The following is a 21,171-nucleotide window of genomic DNA, read 5'->3' on the forward strand; positions in this document are numbered from 1 at the left end:
TTTTGATGGCATATTATTTTGGATATTACTTGATTCTCAGTGCTTCTTCTGCTGTGGAAGGCATATCCGGAGCCGGTGTATTGAACCATTTTTCATGGAGCTTGTTCAGCGTGCCGTCTTTCTTGAGCTTGGCGATGGCAGCATTCACTTCCTGCTGCAGTTCCTTATTGTCCTTGTTGAAGCCGAAAGCAAAGTACTGGACTTTGGAATCCGGAACATCGACGACGCGGAATGCGCCTTTGCCGTCGGTAGCTACGAAGTAATCGGCTGCCGGTTTATCCAGGATGCCTGCATTGGCGCCGCCGGCCTTGAGTTCCATGACGATATCGCTGGAATGATCGAAGTTTCTTGTATTCATGCCCTTTTCAGCCGCATAGTAAGCAGCGGTCGTTCCGACCTGGACAGCGACTTCCTTTTCCTTCAGGAGGTCTTCGACACTGTGGATGTCACTGTCTGCCTTGGTTACGATAGCAAGTTTTGTCGCATAGAAAGGAGCGGCAAAGAGGATCTTGTCTGCTCTTTCCTTCGTGGCGGTCATGCCGGATGCCGTCATGTCCACTTCCTTGGACTGCAGGGCCGGGATCAGGCCGTCAAATGCCACGTTCTTGAATTCGACCTTCCTGTTCATGTCCTGAGCGACAGCACGGACGACGTCGATTTCATACCCTGTATAATCCTTGCCGTCCTTGGATTTGAATTCAAACGGCACGTACGTTGCGTTCGTTGCTACCTTCAGCGGTTTCAGCCCTTCCGATGATGCCGCTTTCTTTTCACCGCCGCATCCGGCCATGATACCGGCTGCCATAGCGAGAGAAGCTGCGAGAATGATACCCTTTTTCCAGTTTTTCATATTTTGCACCCCATTGCATACTACATAAATTTAATACCTATTATACAGTCAACTCCTGCATATGTCCATAGTTTTATTCATATATATGCATAAATATTATAAATTTTCGTATTTGCACTAAAAAAGACTGCGGAAAATGAATGATCATTTCCACAGTCTTTTTATCATTAACGGATGACAGTGCCCTTGGTGTCCTTGACGAAGAGAAGGACATTGACAGCAGCCGCAAGGTATACGGCAGAGAGCAGGACGAAAGCGGTATTGAAGCCGTTTGTCTGTGCAATCGTGCCGATGATGACCGGAGCGAAGCCGCCTACGGCACGTCCGGTATTGAAGATGAAGTTCTGCGCGGTGGATCTGGCATCGGTCGTGTAGTTCTCAGAGAGAAGCGTGCCGTAGCCGGCCATCATGCCGTTGCAGAAGAAGCCGAGGAATGCGCCGCCGAAGAGGAGCGCAATCGGCGTGCCGAGGTTGACGTAGATGTACACCATGGCAGCAGCGCATACGTAGAAGAGAAGGTACGGCTTCTTGCGTCCGAGACGGTCGCAGAGCCAGCCGAATACGAAGATGCCTGCAATCATGCCGATGACGGTGACGATCATCCAGCCGGACATGGACTTGGTGGTCAGGCCGTGTTCCTTCAGAAGGATCATCGGAAGCCATACCATGATGCCGTAGTAGCCGAAGTTCTGTACGCTTGTCATGATAGTCAAGGCAATCGTCGTGATGGTCGTCTTCTTGTCAGCGAAGAGGTGCGCGAGCGGGAATTTCTTTGCTTCTGTCAGCTGTTCTTCTTCTTCAGCCGTCAGTTTCTCGCCTGCATCTTTTCTTGCCTGCAGCGCTTTCTTCATTTCCTTGCGTTTGACCCACATCGGCGGTTCTTTGATACCGTGACGGGCCCATGCAGCAAGGAGTGCCGGAAGGACGCCTACGAGGAAGAGTCCTCTCCAGCCGTAGTCAGGAAGGACGACAGCAGCAAGGATAGCCGCAAGAACGGCACCTGCCTGCCAGCCCATCGCTACGCCGGCTGTGGCTCTGGCGCGCTTGGCTCCCGGCCATGTTTCTGATACGAGGGTCATGCCAATGCCATATTCACCGCCAAGGCCGAGCCCTGCCAGGAAACGCAGGATATCCAGATGGACTGCGTTGTCCGCAAAGGCGCATGCGCCCGTGAATATGGAGAAAATAATGATGGTGAGGGAGAAGGTGTGCACCCTGCCCCACCAGTCGGCAAAAATGCCGAAAATGTATCCGCCGAGGACTGTGCCTATCAGCGTATACGTGGCGATCATGCCGCCTTCGCCAAGCGTCAGGCCGAATTCACTGACGATGGCCGCCATCGCAAAAGAAAGAATCAGAACGTCGAGCCCGTCCATGGCGTAACCGATGATCGAGGCCCACATGATTTTCCAACGCTCTTTGCGAGTGACTCCTGTTTCCTCAAATTCCAATTCTTCAATTGTTTTCTGCGACATAGTACCCCCCTGGTGTACAACAAAGAATCCGTAAGCCGAATTCTGCACAAATTGTCTTATTTTACAACAACTTTACCGTTTTGCAAAGGGGAAAAATAAAAAAGGCCGAAGATTTTTCCCGGCCTTAATTTTCTTTATTTCCTGTTCATTTTTGTACTTTCTTGCCGACAAGCCCGCCTTCGACTTCCTGCACGTCGAATACGGTGATGAAAGCGGCGGGGTCGATGTCTCTGACGACCTGCTTCAATTTCGTGACTTCCAGTCTGGAAATGACGCAGTAGAGGACGTCCTTGTCATCCTTCAGGAATCCGCCCTGTCCGTGGAGACGCGTCACGGCGCGGTGCATGTCGTGGACGATGGCATCGCTGACGTCGTCGTAGCATGTCGTGATGATGAAGATGCCCTTGGAGGAATCAAGCCCTGTCGATACGGCATCGATCATGCGCGAGCAGATGAAGTAAGCGATGAGGGAATACATGGCGCTGTTCCAGCTGAAGACGAAGCCGGCGGCGCCCAGGATGAAGAAGTTGAAGAACATGACGATTTCGCCGACGGAGAATGACGACCGGCTGTCCATCCAGATCGCCACGATTTCCGTGCCATCCGTCGAGCCCCCGTTCTTGATGACAATGCCTACGCCGAGCCCTATGATGATCCCGCCAAAAATCGTCGACAGGAAGGGATCGTTCGTGGCCGGCATCATTTCCTCAAGCTTTGACGAGCAGAGGGAAAGGACGATGATGGCAAACATGGACGATGCCGCCAGTCTCGGCCCCAAGCTCCTGTAGCCCATGTAGAAGAAAGGGACGTTCAGAAGGACGATGAGCACACTGAAGGGAATCCCCGTCAGTGCCTGGATCAGAAGAGAAATACCTGTCACGCCGCCGTCGATGACGTGGTTCGGGATCAGGAACAGGTTCAGCCCTGCCGAATAAATCGCAGCGCCGATCGTAAGACCTATGGCACGCCGGATCTGGCGTACTTTATCTATTCTTCTAAGTGCGTCTGTCATGCTTCCTCCTTAGAAAACAAAAAACCGCGGCTTGGCCGCGGGTCATGTGCTGTGGCGGAAGGGATGGGATTCGAACCCATGAACCTCTCACGAAGTTAACGGTTTTCAAGACCGCCTCCTTCAACCGCTCGGACACCCTTCCATACCGTACTATTATATTTTACATTCCTGAATCTGTCAAATGCTTCAGGAAATTCCCCTCTTTTGTCAGCCAGATGACATGAATAGTATAATAAATAAAATAGCATAATAGTCAATATTATACTAAAAAAACAGAGTGAGGTTCTTATGGATACAAAACAGAAGCTTGATGAAATTCTTTCCGAGACGGGAAAGGCTGTCCTGGGCAAACAGGAAGTCCTCTCCCGCATTTTGACTGCCATCCTGGCAGGAGGCCATATCCTGATCGACGACATTCCGGGTGTCGGCAAGACGACGATTGCCGTCGCTTTCACGCATGCCCTGGGGCTCGACTACAAAAGGATGCAGTTCACCCCGGACGTCCTTCCTTCGGATATCACGGGTTTTTCCATGTATGACAAGAATTCCGGCGGATTCCGCTACATGCCGGGAAGCGCCATGACGAATCTTTTCCTTGCCGATGAAATCAACCGTGCATCGCCGAAGACACAGTCCGCGCTCCTGGAAGTCATGCAGGAAGGGAGGATCTCCGTCGACGGCAAGACGTACCCCGTCCCGCAGCCCTTCATCGTCATGGCGACGCAGAACCCCTACGGGTCCTCAGGCACGCAGGAACTTCCTGATTCCCAGACAGACCGCTTCATGATCCGCATCACAGTCGGCTATCCGTCCGCCAAGGATGAAATCGCCATCTTAAAGCATGAAAACATGGTAGCGGCATCGGAAGTCCATGCCATCATTTCCGCCGAAGAACTGATGGAAATGAGGAAGGAAGCAGCCGCTGTCCACGTCGAAGACTCGATCTACGGCTACATGGTCAATATCGCGAACGCCTCCCGCACGCATGCTGACGTCAGCCTTGGCATTTCACCCCGCGGCACGATGGCGCTTTCTTCCATGACCAAGGCGCATGCGCTGATGGAAGGAAGAGACTACGTCATTCCCGACGACGTCCTCTCGGTCGCTCCCTACACGCTGACGCACCGCCTGACACTGACAGGCGATGCCCGCTTTGCCGGAAAGACGCCCGGCTCGGTCTTAGCTTCCATCCTTTCCTCCGTGCCGCGCCCCTCTCTGAAGGAGGACTAAATGCGGCGCTTCCCTTATATTTTCATCTGCATCGCGGCGATCTTTGTCATGACGATCTATGATCTGTATGCTGCCTTTCTCATGGCCGTCATGCTCATCCTTGCGCCCCTGCTTTCGATCCTTCCGATGTACTGGATCAGGAAACGGTTGAGACTTTCCGTCAAAGTGCCTGCCAGGCTCCTCAGGGGCCATCTGGCAGAAGCACAGCTGACGCTTGAAGGCCCGCTCCTTTCCCTCCTTTCGTCGCCGGAAGCGCTCCTCGGGACGGAAACATCCGATGAGACAGTCCCCTTTGACGGCGGCATCCGCTTCATCTTCCGCCGCACGGCTTCCCACTGCGGACGCTTCGACATGGGCGAGGCTCATATCCGCTGGACCGATCCCTTCGGTTTCCATACATTTACCCTCAATGCAGGAAATGTCTCCATCATCGTCCTTCCGCTCAAGATGGGCGAATACAAGGCGACAATGAAGACGCTCCGCCTGATTGCAGGAAGCGATGAACCGGAACGGTTCGGTGCCACGCTTTACAAACCCGGCGACAATCCGCGCCTGATCAACTGGAAGGTAACCGCCAGAACAGACGATGTCTATGTGCGTGACATGTATCCCGCCGAAGACACGAACCTGGTCCTTGCCGCTGATTATGCAAGAAAACCGGACGAACGCGACCTCCTGTGCGACGCACTCTATTCCGCCGGCCTTGCCCTCTGCGCTTCGCGCATGAATTTCCTCTTCGCATGGAATGCAGGCACGGGCTCTATCATCACACAGATGATCAGGAATCAGGAGGAATGGTCTGATGCCATCGCCTCCTTCCTGGCAGGCGGACAGAAAGACGCCCTGAAGACGGGCGGACTTTCTCCTTACATTCCTATTCTTTATATGACGGATAATCCGGCGCCTTCTGTCTCCCCCTCCCTTCACCCTGTCATCTGGTGCACAAGGGATTCCAGGGAAGCGCAGCTTTCCGGAAAAGACGCGATCATGCGCGCGATGGGAGGCGGAACATGACAAGAAAGTACGTTACCATCTCCTTCATCTCCGCACTCGGTGCCTTCGGCCTGATCCATTTGGTCTTTTCCCTCATCGGCTCCTACGGCTACCTCATGGGCATCATCGGCGCCTTCATCGTCTTTGCGCTTTCCGTCCTGACGATGGCAGCCGGCTTTCGAAGAAGAACCGCCATCCTCCTCATTTTCTTCATGACATTCCCGACAGCGCTTCTCCTCTCTTACGGGACGCTTTACCAGAGCGCGCTCTCGGCTTCGATCCCCTTCATCCAGAATCTGAATGAAGCGTACAACCTTGACATGGAAGTGCCAAAGCTCCTCATCCGGTTCAGTCCGCTGCCGGCCAGGACCTTCCTTCTCATGGCAATTTCCTGGCTCTTCCTATACGGTTCGACCGCAAGGCTTGGACGCGTCATCGCGACCTTCCTCTCCCTTGCTGCCATCCTTTTCTCTTTCTACTTCGGCTTCGAACCGCCGACGCTTTCCATTATCCTTCTGGGCGCTTATGCATTGACGACACCTGCGATGCTGGGAAACAAGGGCCAGGGCGATCCGGAAGTCGGCGCATTCCTTGCCGCCGTCATCCTGGGCGCTGTATTTTCCCTCGTCATCCCGCCTTCCCGTTATGAGCAGCCCCGTCTCCTTGCCCGCGCGCAGGACACGATCCTCTCCATGACGGACCCCTATGATCCGATCTTCTACGCAGGCAATGCCTACACGGGCATGATGAAGGGAGCCGGCACCGGGAAACTGGGCGATACGCCGGGCGTGCGCTACACGGGCCGCATCATTGCCGACATCGAATCGGCCGGCGCGACAAAACGCATGTACCTCAGGAGCTGGCATGGAAGTGTCTATAAGGACAACCAGTGGAAGGAACTTCCGGCCGGTGACTATGACGACGTTCTCCATCTGTTTACAGGAAATCAGGGAGAATGGTACGACCAGGGCGCATGGCTCATGGAAGTTATTTCCAGAAGCCCTGCCCTTTCGCAGAGTCTTGAAAACTACCTGCCTGAAAGGGTGAAGGTACCGCTCCTCAAGAAGGACTTCGCTGTCGATGCTGTCTATGACAAGAGCCGCTACTTCCTGCTCCCGTATGATGCCAGCTTCGGCGCTCCGCTCTTCAATTACGACCGCGCGCCTGTCAGCCGCGAAGGAAAAGCCTACAGCACCTATGTCTGGGACTATCCGGAAGGCGCCGTCCTTTCCTTCTATGACAATGAACGGACAGGCGATGCCTACTTCAGGACATATGAAAACGGCGAAGCGCTTTACCGCAATTTCGTCTATGCACACTACCTGACCGTGCCGGACGAAGTGAAACCCGCCTTGAAACAGGTGGAAGGGCTGACGAAGGTCACGACGATGGCAGAAAAACGCTCCCGCGTCGAACAGATCCAGCGTTTCTTCGCCAAGAACTACAAGTACACGACGCACCCCGGAAAGACGCCGGAAGGCAAGGATTTCATCTCCTACTTCCTGACAGAGAGCCGCGAAGGCTACTGCACTTACTTTGCTTCCGCCGCTGTCATGATGCTCCGCGAATCAGGCATTCCTGCCCGCTACGTGTCCGGCCTTTCCGTTGACAAAGATGAAATCAACGGCGCTTCGCTTTCGCCGCAGGGCCTCCACAAGCTTGGCGTCAATGACCGCCATGCCCACGCATGGGCAGAAGTCTACGTCGATGGCATCGGCTGGCGTCCCTGTGAAGTGACACCTGGCATCGAAGGCGCAGAGAACCCGTTCCCGAATCCGGAAGACAAGAAGAGAAACAATACAGGCGCCCCTGATGCACCGTCGGATCCGAAGGATTCCAAAGGAACGATGCCTGATAATAACGGGCAGAAGGATCAGCAGCAGCAAAAACAGCAGAGCCAGTCCCAGCCCCAGCCAAAAGCGCAGCCATCTCCCAAACAGGCCCAGCAGGTTTCTCCCCGCTCCTCCCTCCTTCCTGTCATCATTCCGATCGTCATTTTACTTCTTCTCCTTTCCCTCTATCCGATCATGAAGATGAGGAAGGTACCGAAGATCCTTGACCGCGCTGTGAAGGACAAGAAAGGCTTCAATGACCTTCTCGACTATATTTCCCGCCTCTCCCTCTGGGCAGGCATCCCGGAAAATGCATCGTATGATGAAATGAAGAAGCTTTCCCTCGACCCAAGATTTGAAAACTTCGACCGGATGCTGGACATCCTCATCCATGCCCGCTTCTCTGGAAAACAGCTTTCCGAAGAAGAACGGATGGAAGTCACGGACATTGTCCGCGCCGCCAGAATCCGCTGCCTTGAAAAGCTTTCCTTCTTCGAAAGAATCAAACTTCGCGTGAAAGGGATATTATAAGGAGTAACGCAATAAAAAAGATGTGTCACCGCAATGGGTGCACATCTTTTTTTAATGCTTATTCATTGAATCCCTATCCTTAGATCGGGAAGAGAAGTCTTGCCACGAAGATCGTTCCTGTCATGGTAATGCAGGAGAGAAATGTACTCATCATGACGAGCTCGGTCGCAAAGTCCTCGCAGTTCTGGAATTCGACGGCGTACAGGACGGAATTGACGGCGGCCGGAACGGACGACATGATCAGGATCGTCTGATTGACGGCCTGCGAAAATTCGATGCCGAAGAAGCCCCATACGTGGATCAGGATGTATGCGGAAATCGGAGCAAAAATCAGGCGGATGCCGCTTCCGAGCCATGCGTCGATATCCCCGAAGGAGACCTTGCTCCTGTGGATCTGCATGCCAAGGGCAATCATGACGATGGCGACAAGAGCCGAGGCACAGTTCTGGAGTACAGGCCAGAGGAAGGTCGCGCGCATATCAAAGCCGATGTACTTGATGAAGAAGACAAGGGCCAGCGTATAGACGACCGGCATGTGGAAGACGACGGAAAGGGCATCTCTCGGTGTCAGTCTCCCCTTGCCTGCCTGATACAGGCCGATCGTGTTGAGCGTCATGTTCATTTCGACGAGCATCAGTGTAGCTGCTGCCAGCGCTTCAGCAAGGTAGGGCGTCTTGCCGTCAATGACGTAAGGCGCATTCGTGAAGACAAGAGCAATCAGCGCAATACCGATATTTCCGCTGTTGGAAAACATGGTGCCGTTCTTGAAAGCTTCTATTTTTGCCGGAGAGAAGCCGCGCAGCTTTCCGACGAACCAGGCAAAAATGGCAATGACCACCATCTGGGCGCATGCCAGAAGGAATACGTTGAACATCGCCATATTGAATTTGGCGACATAAATGCTGTAGAAAATGAAGCATGGAAGGACGACGTAGAAGGTCAGCTTGGTGAGAGATGCGACGTTCATATTGAATTTCCTGTCCATGAGGTATCCGATTGCCACGAATACGAGAAGCGGAAGGATGTTGTCTGTAATGATCTGTAAGAATGCCATATCGTTCCCTCCTCAGCCTGCCAGCGGGAAAAGAACCCGCGCGAGGTAAATCATGCACGTCAGCGTCAGAGCGCCGGCAACCGTGCTGAAGAGAACGGACTGCGTCACAAGGCCTGCATCCTCACCGTATTCGACGCCGTAAATGATAAGAGCCATCGAGGACGGCACGGCTGCGCAGATGAAGAATACCTGCGAAGCAATCGGGCTGAACGCACCGCCAAAGAGAGTCAGGACGACCCACGCAATGGCCGGACAGAGAATCAGCTTATTGAAAGACGTGGCAAGGATGAAACGGTCCGGTTTCCTGAGCTTGCTCCTGTGAAGCTGAAGACCGATCGTGACGGTGACAAGGACAATAAATGCGCCATTGAAGTGCGTGAGGACTGGCCAGAGGAAGGTATGCTCGAGATGGATGCCTGCACTTCTGACAAGGATGGCAAGGATGGCCGCATAGAGGGCAGGCATCTTCACCATGAAGGAGAGGACTTCCTTGACCGTCGACCCGCGGCTTCTGATAAGCGCTGCACCGAAGGTATTGACGACAATGTTCATGACAATCATGATGATGACCATCGTCCCCATGGCCTCAGTAAGATGCGGCGTGCTGCCGCCTTCCGTGGCAAAGGGCGGATGCGTGAAAATCATGACAGCCAGAGCGGCTCCGATATGGCCGGCATTCGAGAAGGAGGAAACGGCTTCAAAAGCGCCCTTTTCCGCCCCTCCCAGATGGAACACATGCGCCATTCCCATCGAGAGGAGGTACATGACCGCCAGAAGAATGAGCACCGCAGGAATCATCAGGAGATCATCCGATTCGAAGTGGTACCTGTACATCGTGTAAAAAATGAAGCAGGGCAGCACGACCCAGATCGTCAGGCGGCTGTACGTCGATATGTCGATCTTGAACTTGCTGTCCAGAAACACCCCTGCCCCGATGAAGGCAAAGAGCGGCAGGATATCATCCCACAGAATCTGAAGTAGTATCATAATAACCTTTCTTTCCAGAATGTAAAGAGTGCTTTCATGCACCCGAAAAGCACGGGCAGAGCCTGACAAATTTAGGCCGGCTGGTCCCGCGTCCCTTCCCAGGAATGAAACCTGAATCAATTATCACTGTATCATTTAGTATACAACGATTTTACTTTCGAGAAAAGAATTCACATAGAAATTTCGATACTTCTCCCCCTGTTTCTTTTCAGGAAGCCGAAAATAAAAAGAGAATGCACATGAATTCATGTACACCCTCTTTTCAATGTCTTTTACGGTTTGAATTTATATCCTACGCCCCAGATAGTGATGATGTGACGTGGATTGGCCGGATCTTTTTCCACGGTTTCACGCAGCCTGTTGATATGGACGGGCACGGTAGATGTATTTCCCAGGGAATCGAGGCCCCAGATGCGCGTATAAAGGGATTCCCTGCTGAATACGACATCCGGATGTTCCATCAGGAATTCAAGGAGCTGGAATTCCTTGTTCGGCAGTTCCTTCTCCTTGCCGTCGACCCAGACTCTTCTCGTATCCGGTTCGAGCATGATGTCGCCAAGCGTGATGCGCTTTGTTTCCTTCTTCGTTCCCTTGAGGCGGTCATACTGCGCCAGCTGCGCCTTGACCTTTGCAACAAGGACGCCCGGGGAAAATGGCTTTGCGATGTAGTCGTCCGCGCCATAGCCAAGGCCGCGGATCTTGTCGATGTCTTCCCGCTTTGCCGTGACGAGCATGATCGGCTTGTCTGTCTTGTCGCGAAGCTTCCGGCAGATTTCAAAGCCGTCCATGTTGGGAAGCATCACGTCTAAGAGGAAAAGGTCATAAATCCCTGTCAGCGCTTCAGAAAGGCCTTTGGCGCCGTCTTCCTCGACATGCACCTCATAGCCGCTGACTTCAAGGTAATCCTTCTCAATGGAAGCAATATCATCATCATCTTCAACGATCAGTATTCTCTTTGTCATGGTCTCCCTCCAATGGATATGAAATCGTGAATGAAAGCCCGTGCGGCTTTCTGTTTTCTACTTTTATCTCGCCATGCATGAGGCTCGCAGCACGGTTTACGATGGCCAGGCCAAGCCCGCTGCCATTTTCCGTCCTGCTCCTTGCCTTATCGGTCCGGTAGAAGGCTTCCAGAAGCCGCCCAAGCGCCTCTTCCGGAACTCCCGGCCCGTCATCCGCCAGATTGAATATAGCTCTGCCTTTTTCCTTCCTGACGGTCACAAAAATCTTGACCTTGTCTTCTGTCTTGTACTTCAAACTGTTCGTCACAAGGTTTTCCATGATGCGTTCCAAGAGAAGATGGCTTCCCTTGATCGGCACATTGTCTTCCATGAATGTTTCAAATTCAGCCCCGCTCTTCTCCCAGCTGATCTTGTTCTCATCGATGATTTCCTTCGTGAGATGCGACAGATTGATGGATTCCTGCGGAAGGACCTTCTCGCCGACGTCCATTTTTGTCAGAAGCATCAGCTGCTCGATCATGCGCTCCAGGACGTCTGCCTTCTTCTGAATGACCAGAAGGTACTTCTTCCTTCTTTCAGGTGTATCGGCCACATTGTCCAGAAGCCCTTCGACGTAGGCGCGGATCGATGTCAGAGGCGTCCTTATATCATGGGAAATACTTGCGATGAGCTCTTTTCTTTTCTCTTCATCTTTTTCTCTTTCCTTCAGGGACTCTTTCAGCTTCTCGCTCATCAGGTTGAAAGCCACCATGACGGGGGTAAATTCATCGAACCGGTCGTAATGGAGATGAATATCCAGATTTCCTTCCTGGATTTCCTCGGACCCCCTCTTCAGTTCCCGGAGCGGATCAACGATTCTTCTGATGAGGAAGCGGGAGAGGAACCAGCTCGTGCCAAGGATGAAAATCACAAGTCAGATACCGACGAATTTATTCGTTTCCTGGAAAGCCTTTTTGATGGCATTGTCATTCCTGCCGACAGGCTGGCGCGCAGCGACATAGAGGTCATACTCATGGCCGCGGATCAGCTGCCGCTCCATGTAGTCATAATTACCATTTTCCGTCAGGCTGAAAATGCTGTTGGATTTATCGATTCCTATATTATCCCTGATTCCCAGACGCATGCAGATGATATCGCCTCTGAGCGCTTCATTGCCGTATCCGTAAATCACTTCCCCGTCACGGGTCAGGATCACGTACGTCTGCACCGGGTCCACAATATCCACAAGCCACTGGAAATCCTGCGGTTCTCCGCCATGGCGCATCGTATGGAAAATATCCATGCTGAGTGCCCATGTGATCGTATCAAACTGGTAATCGCTTTCCGGCATGACATGGTTGCCTGCCTTAGCATACAGGATCAATCCCGCGAGGGATGAAGCAAGCACGAAAAGCGTCATGATGATAGGAAGCACGCATACCAGTATGTGGGAAAGAATCATCCTCATTCGTATTGTCATGTCCATCCCTCTTTCCAGAAGTCCGCCTTTTCATAGACTTTCTTATCTTAATGATACGCATGGAAAAAACTTCATGCAAGTTCCATTTATCCTATTTATTTTTTGTTTAAAAATTTGTGTATATTCATTCAAATCCATCGGATATGCTTAGGTCAGTGAAATGAGGGAAAGAGTGCGGAAAGACCTTTCCCATGTCGATGATTATTTTTTCTTTCCGTGTGACCGGCCGTATGATACGCTCCTGACCGGCCCGCAATTGTATCCTTTGGAGGCGCTTCATGTCCAAATTCATGCGCAGTCATCCCTACGCGGTACTGCTCATCCTGTCGCTTGTCCTGTACCTGGCAGGAAACAACCTTCTGGCCGTCACGGATACGGCAGAAGCCAATTATGCAGAAACAGCCCGCGAGATGGTCCTGTCCGGCGACTGGATATCCCCTCAGATTTACGGCCGTTTCTGGTATGACAAGCCTATTTTCTACTACTGGGAACTGGCAGCGTCCTTTGCCGTCTTCGGATTCAACGAAGCAGCTGCGCGCCTCCCGGCTGCCATCATGGGCACAGCGTCCCTTCTCTTTACTTACTGGTTTTCCAGAAAAGTATACGGGGAGAAGATCGGATGGCTCTCCGCCCTGATCTTCGGTGTTTCCGTAGAAACATGGATCCTTTCCAAGTCCGTCATCACGGATACTACGCTCTACCTCTTCATGAGCACCGCTGTCGCTTTCTTCTACCTGGGATATGCGGAAAACAGGAAGTACTACTACCTCTGCTATGTGGCAGCCGCTTTTGCGACACTGACAAAGGGGCCGATCGGAATCCTTCTCCCGGGCCTTGGATGCGTCCTCTTCCTTCTCTATAAGAAAGACATCCGCGAGATGCTCCATGTCCACCTGATTTCCGGCCTCCTCCTCTTTGTTCTCATCGGAGCCCCCTGGTACGGCATCATGTGGCATATCCACGGGAATGACTTCATCCTGAATTTCCTCGGTGTCCACAATTTCCTCCGCGCTACGGTTTCGGAGCATCCATCCCATAATACATGGTACTTCTACATCCTCGTTTACCTCGTAGGCTTCCTTCCCTGGAGCCTCTTCATTCCTTATTCCCTCTACAAAAGATGGAAGGAAAGGAAACTGGACTTCAGGAGCGCCAAAGACGCTACCCAGCTCCTTGCCTTCTATGCACTCGGCGTCTTCGTCTTCTTTGAACTGATTGCCACCAAGTACACGACATATACCTTCCCCGCCCTCTTCTCCATGGCGATTCTGACAGCCATCCTTTATCAAAATATTTCCCTTCGCATCGAGAAAGCAGCGCTTGGCACATTCGTCGTACTCATTGCCCTCACCTTCCTGGCAGCGCCTTCCATCATGCTGAAGCACTCCGGCAAGGAAGTCGGCCTTGCTTTAAAACACATGAACACAGGCGAAGCGCCCATTGCCTTCGTCGGCGACTACCGTACGTCTTCCGTCTTCTACAGCGAAAAGGATATTTACAGAGCAGTCCCGAGAGATGAGATCGACGACCTCGAACCGGGCGGCCTTTCCTGGCATGCCAAGAACGTCATGCCGTTCATGTCCTTCGAAACACTCCTGGCCAGTCCCGACAGCGTCATGATCGTGCGGAAGAAGGAGGATGATCCGTTCGTCAAGGAATACACAGACCGCGAGAATGCCTACAGCATCCAGGTCCCTGGCGCCTATACCATCTGGGTCTCTGATGAACATAAAACCATCCAGCCTGTCAATTACAAATAGTGATTTATGTATATTAAAAAGGGAAGCTTTCCTGCTTCCCTTTACTTTTTCGAAAAAGCGCGATATACTTAGAATAGTTTCTTATGGCGGTGTAGCCAAGCGCTAAGGCGTGGGCCCCGCAAGGCCCTTATCCCCGTGTTCAACTCCGGGCACCGCCTCCACCAAATATAAAGCTCCGCAATCGCGGAGCTCTTTTTTTATGCATGAAGAAAAGAGGCAGTGACAAAATTCAGTTAAATACCGGTTGCTCTTCCTCGAGCGAAGCGAGGTTTAAGGGTGTCTGAGCTCGCCCCGTAGGGGGAGCTGGCGCCGGAGGCGACTGAAACATCATTTCCCAGCCTGCAAGGCGGCTGTATTGTTTCTATGTTTTACTTTTCCTTCGAACGCAGCTATATAAGTTCAAAACAAATAAGAACTGAGTTCTTTTGTTGTTTCGCCGAGCTTCCCCCAACGGAGGGAAGTGCCCGAAGGGCGATAGGGGTGCAGTTTCTAAAAAGGCGAAGCATCCTTTGAGGTTTTCAGACAGAGCCAATAAATACATTTGTTAGATAATCCTTTAATGGAATTTTCCAATAGAAAAAAGGGGCTGTGGCAAAATGGTTAACCATTTTGTCACAGCCCCTTTTTGGTCTAAATGATTATTCTTTCGGTACAGGGCCGTACTTGTTTCTCTTGGGATCTCCCGGGATGAATGCCAGAAGGATGACAACAATCATGAAGATGACGGCAATGAGGCGCGTCGCATTGAGCTGGGAACCTAAGAATTCTTCCCCTGCCTGATGAATGACGAAGAGAAGAGCAAAGAATGCCCAGTAATACATATGGGACTTGCCGATATCCGACAGTCTTCTCATGCCAAGGCTGATGAGGGAAATGAAGCAGAGTGTCCCCAAGATCAGGAAGGCAGCGATGAAGAAGTTCGTTTCTCCTACGAAGAGCTCCGGCTTGAAGCAGGTGAGAGCAAAGAGGAAAGCTGCCGGTGCACCGACCATGAGCATCTTTGGCAGGTACGCTTTTCTGCTGATGCGTCCGACAGGATCGAAGTATGTCTTCCAGATGCGGTGGCGGAGGCCGCCTTTCTTCGCTTCTTCTTCTGCCTTGATGGCTTCGTTGTCAGAAAGAGCTTTCACTTCTGCGCTGTCCATGAGGGCTGTCGTGAAGGAAGAATCTCCTTTGGCCGGGATGGTGACGAAAATGGAAGTGACGGTATCAGCGAAAATGTCCATGTTGTTGGCATGTTCTGCGCTGCCTTCTGCTTCTTCCAGTTTCTTGATGAACTCATCGCGGTTCTTTGTTTCCATTTCAACGTAAATGGCAGCGACCTTCTTCTTTCTGATGCAGATGCCGGTAACGGATACGTCCATCCCGTAGAAGGATGCTTTTTCTTCTCCTTCTGACAAGGAATAGAATTCGGCTTCCTTATCTTCGTCCTTGTTCTCCAGTGTTGCTGTATAATGACGGGAAACGGCCCTCAGCGTGTCTCCAAGGCGCAGAGCCCCTATCCTTCTGGGTTTCCTTCTCTGTCCGCCTGCGGCCGCTTTTTCGCCGTTTTCAGTGATGTCAGGGATATCAAAATTCATTGCCATGGTTGTGCTCCTTTAAAAGCGGACTTCTCCGCCAGTCTTCGAAATACGTACACTGCTATTGTACCATTTTCAGAGTGATTTGACATGCCCGATCCCAATAAGAAAACCGCGGAGATTTCCGCGGTTTTCTTGAACCGAATTAGTCGACAAGTGCGATCAGGACCTGGGGAGCGTTGTCGCCCTGGCGAGCTTCGAGTTTTGCCATGGTGGTGTAGCCACCGTTGCGTTCGGTATATTTCTTTGCAATTTCATCAAACAGTTTCTTTGTAACGTCTTTGTCCATTACGAAAGCTTCAGCCTGACGACGAGCGTGGAGATCGCCTCTCTTAGCGAGGGAGATCATCTTGTCTGCTACGTGGCGAAGTTCCTTGGCTTTAGCTTCGGTTGTAACGATGCTGCCATGCTGGAAAAGAGCGGTTACGAGACTGCGCAGCAGTGCCTTACGAGCGCCGCTGACTCTTCTCAATCTACTACGAGCCATTTCTTTCCTCCTATAACTATATCAATCCTTGGAATCTTTCAGGTGAAGTCCGTATTCTCTGAAGTTGGAGAGTTTCTCCTTGATTTCATCGACGGATTTCTTTCCAAGGTTGCGTACACGGGTCAATTCATCCTCTGTCTTGTCTGTGAGTTCGCCGATCGTGTTGATCTCTGCTCTCTTCAGGCAGTTAAATGCACGGACGGACAGTTCGAGTTCGTCAATCGGAAGATCCCTTACAGCATCTTCGTTGACTTTATCCTGATCAGGTTCAGCTTCTGCTTCTGCTCCATCGTCTTTGACGATATCGGTGCCAGCCTGGCTGATGCCGATCTTGCTGAAGTTTTCAAAGCAGCTGATGAGGATCTTGGCAGCCGTTGCTACTGCATCGTCTGCCTGGACGGAACCATCGGTGTCCAGTTCCAGTGTCAGCTTGTCGTAGTCCATTTCATTGCCTACGCGGGTATCGCTGACGAGGTAGTTGCATTTAATGACAGGAGAATAAATGGAGTCGATCGGGATTACGCCGATAACGTCGTCATCCCTTTTGTTCTTCGAAAATGGAACATACCCATGCCCACGGTTGATGGTCATTTCCATTCCGAGATGAGCATCTGCGTCAAGTGTGCAAATCGGGAGTTCCGTATTGAGAACATCTATTTCAGCCGGTAATTCCATATCGCCGGCATGGAAAATACCTTCTTTAGTAATATCGATTCTGACTGTGATTGGGAAAGTCGCTTCATCATGAACGATGAAACGGATTTTCTTCAGATTCAGAATCATATCTGTTACATCTTCTCTGACGCCGTTTATAGTGGAAAATTCATGAAGCACGCCGTCGATTTTGATAGACGTAATAGCCACACCGTCTAAAGATGAAAGCAACACGCGTCTGAGGCTGTTTCCCAGAGTGATACCATACCCTCTTTCGAGAGGTTCGCATTCGAACACGCCATGACGTTTGTCATCACTGAGTTCAACAGTCTTAATTGTGAAGCTTGTATTTTCGATCATCCGAAAGTCCTCCTTCTGCGCCTTGCAGCGCCAAAATGATACGCAAAGGGATTATCCTTATACTCTTCTGCGTTTTGGAGGACGGCAGCCGTTATGCGGAATCGGTGTAACGTCCTTAATGCTGCTGACTTCGATTCCTGCAACCTGCAGTGCACGAATGGCCGCTTCACGGCCAGCGCCCGGGCCTTTGACGAATACGTCTGCCGAACGCATACCCTGATCAATTGCAACTTTAGCTGCCTGTTCAGCTGCCATCTGAGCTGCAAATGGTGTACTCTTACGAGATCCTTTGAATCCAAGTCCGCCAGCGGATGCCCAGGCAATGGTATTGCCGTTGGAATCAGTAATCGTTACGATCGTGTTGTTGAAAGTAGAACGAATATGAGCTGCACCGGATTCTACATGTTTTCTTTCTTTTCTTTTTGCTTTGCTTTTTACCGTAGCCATGTTATCCCTCCTTCAACATTATTTCTTGGTCGCAGTCTTCTTGCCTGCGATCGTCTTCTTCGGGCCCTTGCGTGTGCGGGCGTTGGTCTTTGTGCGCTGTCCACGAGTCGGGAGTCCTGCACGATGACGTCTGCCTCTGTAAGAACCGATTTCAACCAAACGTTTAATGTTGAGAGATTCTTCTCTACAGAGATCCCCTTCTACTTTGTAATCTGCGAGTACGTTGCGGATCTTAGCAACTTCATCTTCTGTCAGATCTCTTACACGGGTATCAGGATTGATTTCTGCCTTGCTAAGAATGTCTTTGGAAAGAGTGGGGCCAATTCCATAAATATAAGTTAAGCCGATCTCAACGCGCTTATCTCTTGGTAAGTCTACACCAGCTATACGTGCCATCTACTCTTTAACCTCCTTTTAATTAACCTTGTCTCTGCTTATGTTTCGGATTTTCACAAATAACCATTACGCGGCCTTTGCGTTTGATGATCTTGCATTTGTCGCACATCTTTTTAACGGACGGTCTGACCTTCATCTTGGTTCCTCCTTACTTACTTGTAACGATAGGTAATCCTGCCGTGCTCTAAATCATAGGGCGTCAATTCCACTGTTACCTTGTCTCCGGGCAGTATACGGATGAAATTCATACGCATCTTTCCGGAAATAGTAGCCAGTACAATATGGCCGCCGTTTTCCAGTTTAACACGGAACATGGCGTTTGGAAGTTTTTCTACTACTCTGCCTCCTACTTCAATAACGTCTGCCTTGCTCATGCGAGCCTCCTTTGGCTTATCATATGCTGTCCGCCGGTAATAATGATGGAATCAATTACGCAGCGTAAGAATTCTCGGACCATCTTTGGTAATGGTAATGGTATGTTCGATGTGTGCGGACGGAAGTCCGTCTGCGGTCACTACGCCCCATCCGTCACGCAGTGTGATGATGTCTGGGCTGCCCATGGTGATCATAGGCTCGATACAGATACACATACCTTCTTCGAGACGCGGTCCGTGTCCCGGGGTGCCGTAGTTCGGTACTTCCGGGTCTTCATGCATGCCGATGCCGATGCCGTGGCCCACGTATTCACGCAGGACGCCGTATCCGTATGGCTTGACATAGCTTTCCACCGCATGTCCGATGTCGCCTACAGTATTCCCTATAACTGCCTGTTTGATGCCTGCGAAAAGCGCACCTTCCGTGGCCTTAATGAGCTGGAGGTTTTTCTTGTTTGTGTGTCCTACTGGAACGGTGATACAGGAATCACCCATGTAACCATTCAATTCTACCACAAGATCGAGAGAAATAATATCACCTTTTTTTAAAATTTTTCTCGCTGATGGTATACCATGGACAACAGTATCGTTAACAGAGGTGCAAAGTGTTGCCGGATATCCTTCATAGCCTTTGCAGCTCGGGATGCCGCCTCTGTCTCTGATAAATTTTTCAGCCATTTCATCAAGCTCCAACGTGCTGATTCCCGGCTTTACCTCTTTCTCAAGCATAGAGAGTGTATCCGCAGTCAGTTTCCCGGCTGCGGCAATCTTCTCTACTTCTTCCGGCGTATAAATCGTAATCATTCGGATGCCTTCTTAAGCGCAGCCTGGACGTCGGCAAATACCTGATCCATGGACTGATCTCCGTTGATTTCGTAATAACGGCCGCTTACTTTGTAGTAATCGATCAGAGGTTTTGTGGATGTATCGTAGACTGCCAGACGTTCTCTGACGGTCACCTCATTATCATCAGCGCGCTGATACAGTTCGCCGCCGCAGTTATCGCAGACGCCTTCCTGTTTCGGCGGGCGGAATTCCTTATGGAAGGAAGCGCCGCACTGACGGCAAACAAGACGGCCGCTGACTCTCTTCACCAGGTCGTCCCTGTTGACGTTGAAGTCGAGCACTGCCGTCAGCTGAATGCCAAGGTCATGAAGGATCGCATCCAGAGCGGAAGCCTGGGCAGTGGTTCTCGGGAAGCCGTCCAGGATCCAGCCTTTTTTGCAGTCATCCTGAGCGAGTCTTTCTTTGACGATACCCACTGTTACGCTGTCCGGTACAAGGGCTCCCTTGTCCATATAGCTTTTAGCTTCTTTGCCAAGAGCCGTTCCAGATTTCACGGCAGCACGGAACATGTCGCCGGTGGAAATCTGGGGGATGCCGTATTCACGAATGAGCTTTTCCGCCTGGGTGCCTTTGCCGGCGCCTGGAGGTCCCATTAATAAGATATACATATCCCTACTCCTTATTTAATAAAGCCTTGATAGTTTCTTGTCACCATATAGGACTGTGCCTGTCTCATGGTATCCAGTGCAACGCCGACGATAATCAGGAGTGACGTACCACCGAAGTAGACGCCCTGAATGCCGGTGATGTTTCCGATGAAGTTCGGAAGGATAGCAATGAATGCCAGGAATACTGCACCAGTCAAGGTGATTCTGGATAATACTCTGTCAATGTAGATCATGGTCGGTTCGCCAGGACGGATGCCCGGGATGAAACCGCCATACTTCTTCATGTTATCTGCCAGTTCCTTGATATTGACCGAGATGGCCGTATAGAAGTACGTGAAGATAAAAATCAGAATGCCATAGCAGATGGTATTAGGCCAGGTGCCCCATCCGAAGAAGTTTCCTACTGCCTGCACCCATCCGATGTGGACGAACTGTGCAAGAGTTACGGGAAGCATGAGAATCGAGGAAGCAAAGATGATCGGGATAACGCCAGCCTGATTGACCTTGAGAGGTAAATAGGTGGAGTGACCGCCGTACATTCTGCGGCCGATGACGCGCTTAGCGTACTGGATGGAGATTCTGCGCTGTCCTTCGTTGATTTCAATGACCATGAGGATCATAGCCAGAGCAATGACGAGGAACAGGAGCAGCTGGAACGGGGAAATGGTGCCGACCTGCAGATAATCAATAACGGTGGAAATAGCCTGCGGGAAGCGGGCTACGATGCCGCAGAAGATGATCAGCGAGATGCCATTGCCGATTCCGTGTTCCGTAATTTTTTCGCCGATCCACATCAGGAGGCAGGTGCCAGCGATGAGGACGACTACAACGAATGTAAAGTACAGCCAGCTGTTGTCAACAAGTGCATTGTTGATACGGAGGGCGTACGTCATGCCGAATGCCTGAACGGCTGCAAGGAATACAGTGAAGTATCTTGTGACCTTCTGTATTCTCTTGTAACCTTCCTGCCCGTCTTTTCTCCACTCTTCGAGAGTAGGAATGACGGCAGTCAGGAGCTGCATGATAATGGATGAGTTGATGTACGGCGTGATACTCATGGCAAATATGGAGAATTTGCTGAGCGCGCCGCCCGAGAACAAATCCAGGAAGCCGAAGAGGTTTCCAGATGTGAACAGGCTTTCAATGACGGAAGCGTCAACTCCCGGTACCGGGATATGAACCCCGAGACGGAAGATGACGAACATCAAGAATGTGAACAGTATGCGATCTTTGAGTTCTTTGTTAGCAAAAATATTTGCGATCACAGATCCCAT

General features: G+C 51.2%; 22 protein-coding genes and 2 tRNA genes. 5 read left to right on the forward strand and 19 right to left on the reverse strand.

What is annotated here, in order from left to right; translation table 11 throughout:
- Positions 1–25 precede the first annotated feature (25 nt).
- The 4 genes from OIM03_09685 to OIM03_09700 form a co-directional block, all read right to left on the reverse strand.
- Positions 26–850 (reverse strand): basic amino acid ABC transporter substrate-binding protein, encoded by an 825-nt coding sequence (locus tag OIM03_09685; protein ID HJI74521.1) that lies wholly within the window; start codon positions 848–850, stop codon positions 26–28.
- A gap of 167 nt (positions 851–1,017) precedes the next feature.
- Positions 1,018–2,325, reverse strand: a complete 1,308-nt coding sequence (locus tag OIM03_09690) for an MFS transporter (protein ID HJI74522.1) — start codon at positions 2,323–2,325, stop codon at positions 1,018–1,020.
- Between the two features lie 145 nt (positions 2,326–2,470).
- Positions 2,471–3,337 (reverse strand): YitT family protein, encoded by an 867-nt coding sequence (locus OIM03_09695; protein ID HJI74523.1) that lies wholly within the window; start codon positions 3,335–3,337, stop codon positions 2,471–2,473.
- Positions 3,338–3,389: 52 nt separating this feature from the next.
- A tRNA-Ser gene (locus tag OIM03_09700) sits at positions 3,390–3,479 on the reverse strand.
- A 146-nt stretch (positions 3,480–3,625) separates the two neighbouring features.
- On the opposite strand from OIM03_09700, the gene OIM03_09705 reads away from it, so the two are divergent.
- Genes OIM03_09705 through OIM03_09715 form a run of 3 tightly spaced genes read left to right on the forward strand, consistent with a single transcriptional unit; the run spans position 3,626 to position 7,923 of the window.
- On the forward strand, positions 3,626–4,567 hold the full coding sequence (locus OIM03_09705; protein ID HJI74524.1) for a MoxR family ATPase: 942 nt from the start codon (positions 3,626–3,628) through the stop codon (positions 4,565–4,567).
- On the forward strand, positions 4,568–5,581 hold the full coding sequence (locus tag OIM03_09710) for a DUF58 domain-containing protein (GenBank protein HJI74525.1): 1,014 nt from the start codon (positions 4,568–4,570) through the stop codon (positions 5,579–5,581).
- Positions 5,578–7,923 carry a hypothetical protein gene (locus OIM03_09715; GenBank protein ID HJI74526.1) on the forward strand — a complete coding sequence of 782 codons (2,346 nt, stop codon included), beginning with the start codon at positions 5,578–5,580 and terminating at the stop codon, positions 7,921–7,923. Before OIM03_09710 ends, OIM03_09715 begins: the two co-directional genes overlap by 4 nt.
- Before the next feature lie 79 nt (positions 7,924–8,002).
- Here the strand turns inward: OIM03_09715 and OIM03_09720 are convergent, their stop codons facing one another.
- The 5 genes from OIM03_09720 to OIM03_09740 all read right to left on the reverse strand — a co-directional run bounded on the left by OIM03_09720 (position 8,003) and on the right by OIM03_09740 (position 12,385).
- A complete protein-coding gene (locus OIM03_09720) occupies positions 8,003–8,977 on the reverse strand; it encodes a permease (protein ID HJI74527.1) in 975 nt (324 codons plus the stop codon).
- A 12-nt stretch (positions 8,978–8,989) separates the two neighbouring features.
- The gene (locus OIM03_09725; protein ID HJI74528.1) at positions 8,990–9,964 is read right to left on the reverse strand and encodes an AEC family transporter; all 975 of its coding nucleotides are present in this window, start codon (positions 9,962–9,964) and stop codon (positions 8,990–8,992) included.
- A gap of 272 nt (positions 9,965–10,236) precedes the next feature.
- The gene (locus OIM03_09730) at positions 10,237–10,926 is read right to left on the reverse strand and encodes a response regulator transcription factor (protein ID HJI74529.1); all 690 of its coding nucleotides are present in this window, start codon (positions 10,924–10,926) and stop codon (positions 10,237–10,239) included.
- Positions 10,901–11,836, reverse strand: coding sequence for a HAMP domain-containing histidine kinase (locus tag OIM03_09735; protein ID HJI74530.1), 936 nt, complete (start codon positions 11,834–11,836; stop codon positions 10,901–10,903). The genes OIM03_09730 and OIM03_09735 overlap by 26 nt, the downstream gene beginning before the upstream one ends.
- Positions 11,837–11,839: 3 nt before the next feature.
- Positions 11,840–12,385 carry a hypothetical protein gene (locus tag OIM03_09740; protein ID HJI74531.1) on the reverse strand — a complete coding sequence of 182 codons (546 nt, stop codon included), beginning with the start codon at positions 12,383–12,385 and terminating at the stop codon, positions 11,840–11,842.
- A 278-nt stretch (positions 12,386–12,663) separates the two neighbouring features.
- Here OIM03_09740 and OIM03_09745 point away from each other — a divergent pair, with 278 nt between their 5' ends.
- On the forward strand, positions 12,664–14,145 hold the full coding sequence (locus tag OIM03_09745) for a glycosyltransferase family 39 protein (GenBank protein HJI74532.1): 1,482 nt from the start codon (positions 12,664–12,666) through the stop codon (positions 14,143–14,145).
- Positions 14,146–14,230: 85 nt separating this feature from the next.
- Positions 14,231–14,306 (forward strand) — tRNA-Ala (locus tag OIM03_09750).
- Positions 14,307–14,783: 477 nt separating this feature from the next.
- On the opposite strand, the gene OIM03_09755 is transcribed toward OIM03_09750, so the two are convergent.
- The 10 genes from OIM03_09755 to secY all read right to left on the reverse strand — a co-directional run bounded on the left by OIM03_09755 (position 14,784) and on the right by secY (position 21,171).
- Positions 14,784–15,731: a DUF805 domain-containing protein gene (locus tag OIM03_09755; protein HJI74533.1), complete on the reverse strand. Its 948-nt coding sequence runs from the start codon at positions 15,729–15,731 to the stop codon at positions 14,784–14,786.
- Positions 15,732–15,870: 139 nt separating this feature from the next.
- Entirely contained in the window at positions 15,871–16,212 is a 342-nt protein-coding gene (rplQ, locus tag OIM03_09760) for a 50S ribosomal protein L17 (GenBank protein ID HJI74534.1), read from the reverse strand.
- Positions 16,213–16,233: 21 nt separating this feature from the next.
- Entirely contained in the window at positions 16,234–17,226 is a 993-nt protein-coding gene (locus OIM03_09765) for a DNA-directed RNA polymerase subunit alpha (protein HJI74535.1), read from the reverse strand.
- Between the two features lie 57 nt (positions 17,227–17,283).
- Positions 17,284–17,673: a 30S ribosomal protein S11 gene (gene rpsK / locus OIM03_09770; protein HJI74536.1), complete on the reverse strand. Its 390-nt coding sequence runs from the start codon at positions 17,671–17,673 to the stop codon at positions 17,284–17,286.
- 18 nt (positions 17,674–17,691) lie between these two features.
- Positions 17,692–18,069, reverse strand: a complete 378-nt coding sequence (gene rpsM / locus OIM03_09775; GenBank protein HJI74537.1) for a 30S ribosomal protein S13 — start codon at positions 18,067–18,069, stop codon at positions 17,692–17,694.
- Positions 18,070–18,091: 22 nt separating this feature from the next.
- The gene (gene rpmJ / locus OIM03_09780) at positions 18,092–18,205 is read right to left on the reverse strand and encodes a 50S ribosomal protein L36 (protein HJI74538.1); all 114 of its coding nucleotides are present in this window, start codon (positions 18,203–18,205) and stop codon (positions 18,092–18,094) included.
- Positions 18,206–18,221: 16 nt separating this feature from the next.
- Positions 18,222–18,443: a translation initiation factor IF-1 gene (infA, locus tag OIM03_09785; GenBank protein ID HJI74539.1), complete on the reverse strand. Its 222-nt coding sequence runs from the start codon at positions 18,441–18,443 to the stop codon at positions 18,222–18,224.
- A gap of 51 nt (positions 18,444–18,494) precedes the next feature.
- On the reverse strand, positions 18,495–19,247 hold the full coding sequence (map, locus tag OIM03_09790; GenBank protein HJI74540.1) for a type I methionyl aminopeptidase: 753 nt from the start codon (positions 19,245–19,247) through the stop codon (positions 18,495–18,497).
- Entirely contained in the window at positions 19,244–19,897 is a 654-nt protein-coding gene (locus tag OIM03_09795) for an adenylate kinase (GenBank protein ID HJI74541.1), read from the reverse strand. Before OIM03_09795 ends, map begins: the two co-directional genes overlap by 4 nt.
- A gap of 11 nt (positions 19,898–19,908) precedes the next feature.
- Positions 19,909–21,171: a preprotein translocase subunit SecY gene (gene secY / locus OIM03_09800; GenBank protein HJI74542.1), complete on the reverse strand. Its 1,263-nt coding sequence runs from the start codon at positions 21,169–21,171 to the stop codon at positions 19,909–19,911.

It is taken from the genome of Veillonellaceae bacterium (assembly GCA_025992895.1).
In the GTDB taxonomy this organism is placed as follows: Bacteria; Bacillota; Negativicutes; order Veillonellales; family Dialisteraceae; genus Dialister.

Excerpts from the sequence above, each read along its gene's own strand:
- OIM03_09685 (HJI74521.1), bottom strand. The coding sequence starts at position 850 with ATGAAAAACTGGAAAAAGGGTATCATTCTCGCAGCTTCTCTCGCTATG.
- OIM03_09690 (HJI74522.1), bottom strand. The coding sequence starts at position 2,325 with ATGTCGCAGAAAACAATTGAAGAATTGGAATTTGAGGAAACAGGAGTC.
- OIM03_09695 (HJI74523.1), bottom strand. The coding sequence starts at position 3,337 with ATGACAGACGCACTTAGAAGAATAGATAAAGTACGCCAGATCCGGCGT.
- OIM03_09705 (HJI74524.1), top strand. The coding sequence starts at position 3,626 with ATGGATACAAAACAGAAGCTTGATGAAATTCTTTCCGAGACGGGAAAG.
- OIM03_09710 (HJI74525.1), top strand. The coding sequence starts at position 4,568 with ATGCGGCGCTTCCCTTATATTTTCATCTGCATCGCGGCGATCTTTGTC.
- OIM03_09715 (HJI74526.1), top strand. The coding sequence starts at position 5,578 with ATGACAAGAAAGTACGTTACCATCTCCTTCATCTCCGCACTCGGTGCC.
- OIM03_09720 (HJI74527.1), bottom strand. The coding sequence starts at position 8,977 with ATGGCATTCTTACAGATCATTACAGACAACATCCTTCCGCTTCTCGTA.
- OIM03_09725 (HJI74528.1), bottom strand. The coding sequence starts at position 9,964 with ATGATACTACTTCAGATTCTGTGGGATGATATCCTGCCGCTCTTTGCC.
- OIM03_09730 (HJI74529.1), bottom strand. The coding sequence starts at position 10,926 with ATGACAAAGAGAATACTGATCGTTGAAGATGATGATGATATTGCTTCC.
- OIM03_09740 (HJI74531.1), bottom strand. The coding sequence starts at position 12,385 with ATGACAATACGAATGAGGATGATTCTTTCCCACATACTGGTATGCGTG.
- OIM03_09745 (HJI74532.1), top strand. The coding sequence starts at position 12,664 with ATGTCCAAATTCATGCGCAGTCATCCCTACGCGGTACTGCTCATCCTG.
- OIM03_09755 (HJI74533.1), bottom strand. The coding sequence starts at position 15,731 with ATGGCAATGAATTTTGATATCCCTGACATCACTGAAAACGGCGAAAAA.
- rplQ (HJI74534.1), bottom strand. The coding sequence starts at position 16,212 with ATGGCTCGTAGTAGATTGAGAAGAGTCAGCGGCGCTCGTAAGGCACTG.
- OIM03_09765 (HJI74535.1), bottom strand. The coding sequence starts at position 17,226 with ATGATCGAAAATACAAGCTTCACAATTAAGACTGTTGAACTCAGTGAT.
- rpsK (HJI74536.1), bottom strand. The coding sequence starts at position 17,673 with ATGGCTACGGTAAAAAGCAAAGCAAAAAGAAAAGAAAGAAAACATGTA.
- rpsM (HJI74537.1), bottom strand. The coding sequence starts at position 18,069 with ATGGCACGTATAGCTGGTGTAGACTTACCAAGAGATAAGCGCGTTGAG.
- rpmJ (HJI74538.1), bottom strand. The coding sequence starts at position 18,205 with ATGAAGGTCAGACCGTCCGTTAAAAAGATGTGCGACAAATGCAAGATC.
- infA (HJI74539.1), bottom strand. The coding sequence starts at position 18,443 with ATGAGCAAGGCAGACGTTATTGAAGTAGGAGGCAGAGTAGTAGAAAAA.
- map (HJI74540.1), bottom strand. The coding sequence starts at position 19,247 with ATGATTACGATTTATACGCCGGAAGAAGTAGAGAAGATTGCCGCAGCC.
- OIM03_09795 (HJI74541.1), bottom strand. The coding sequence starts at position 19,897 with ATGTATATCTTATTAATGGGACCTCCAGGCGCCGGCAAAGGCACCCAG.
- secY (HJI74542.1), bottom strand. The coding sequence starts at position 21,171 with ATGGGATCTGTGATCGCAAATATTTTTGCTAACAAAGAACTCAAAGAT.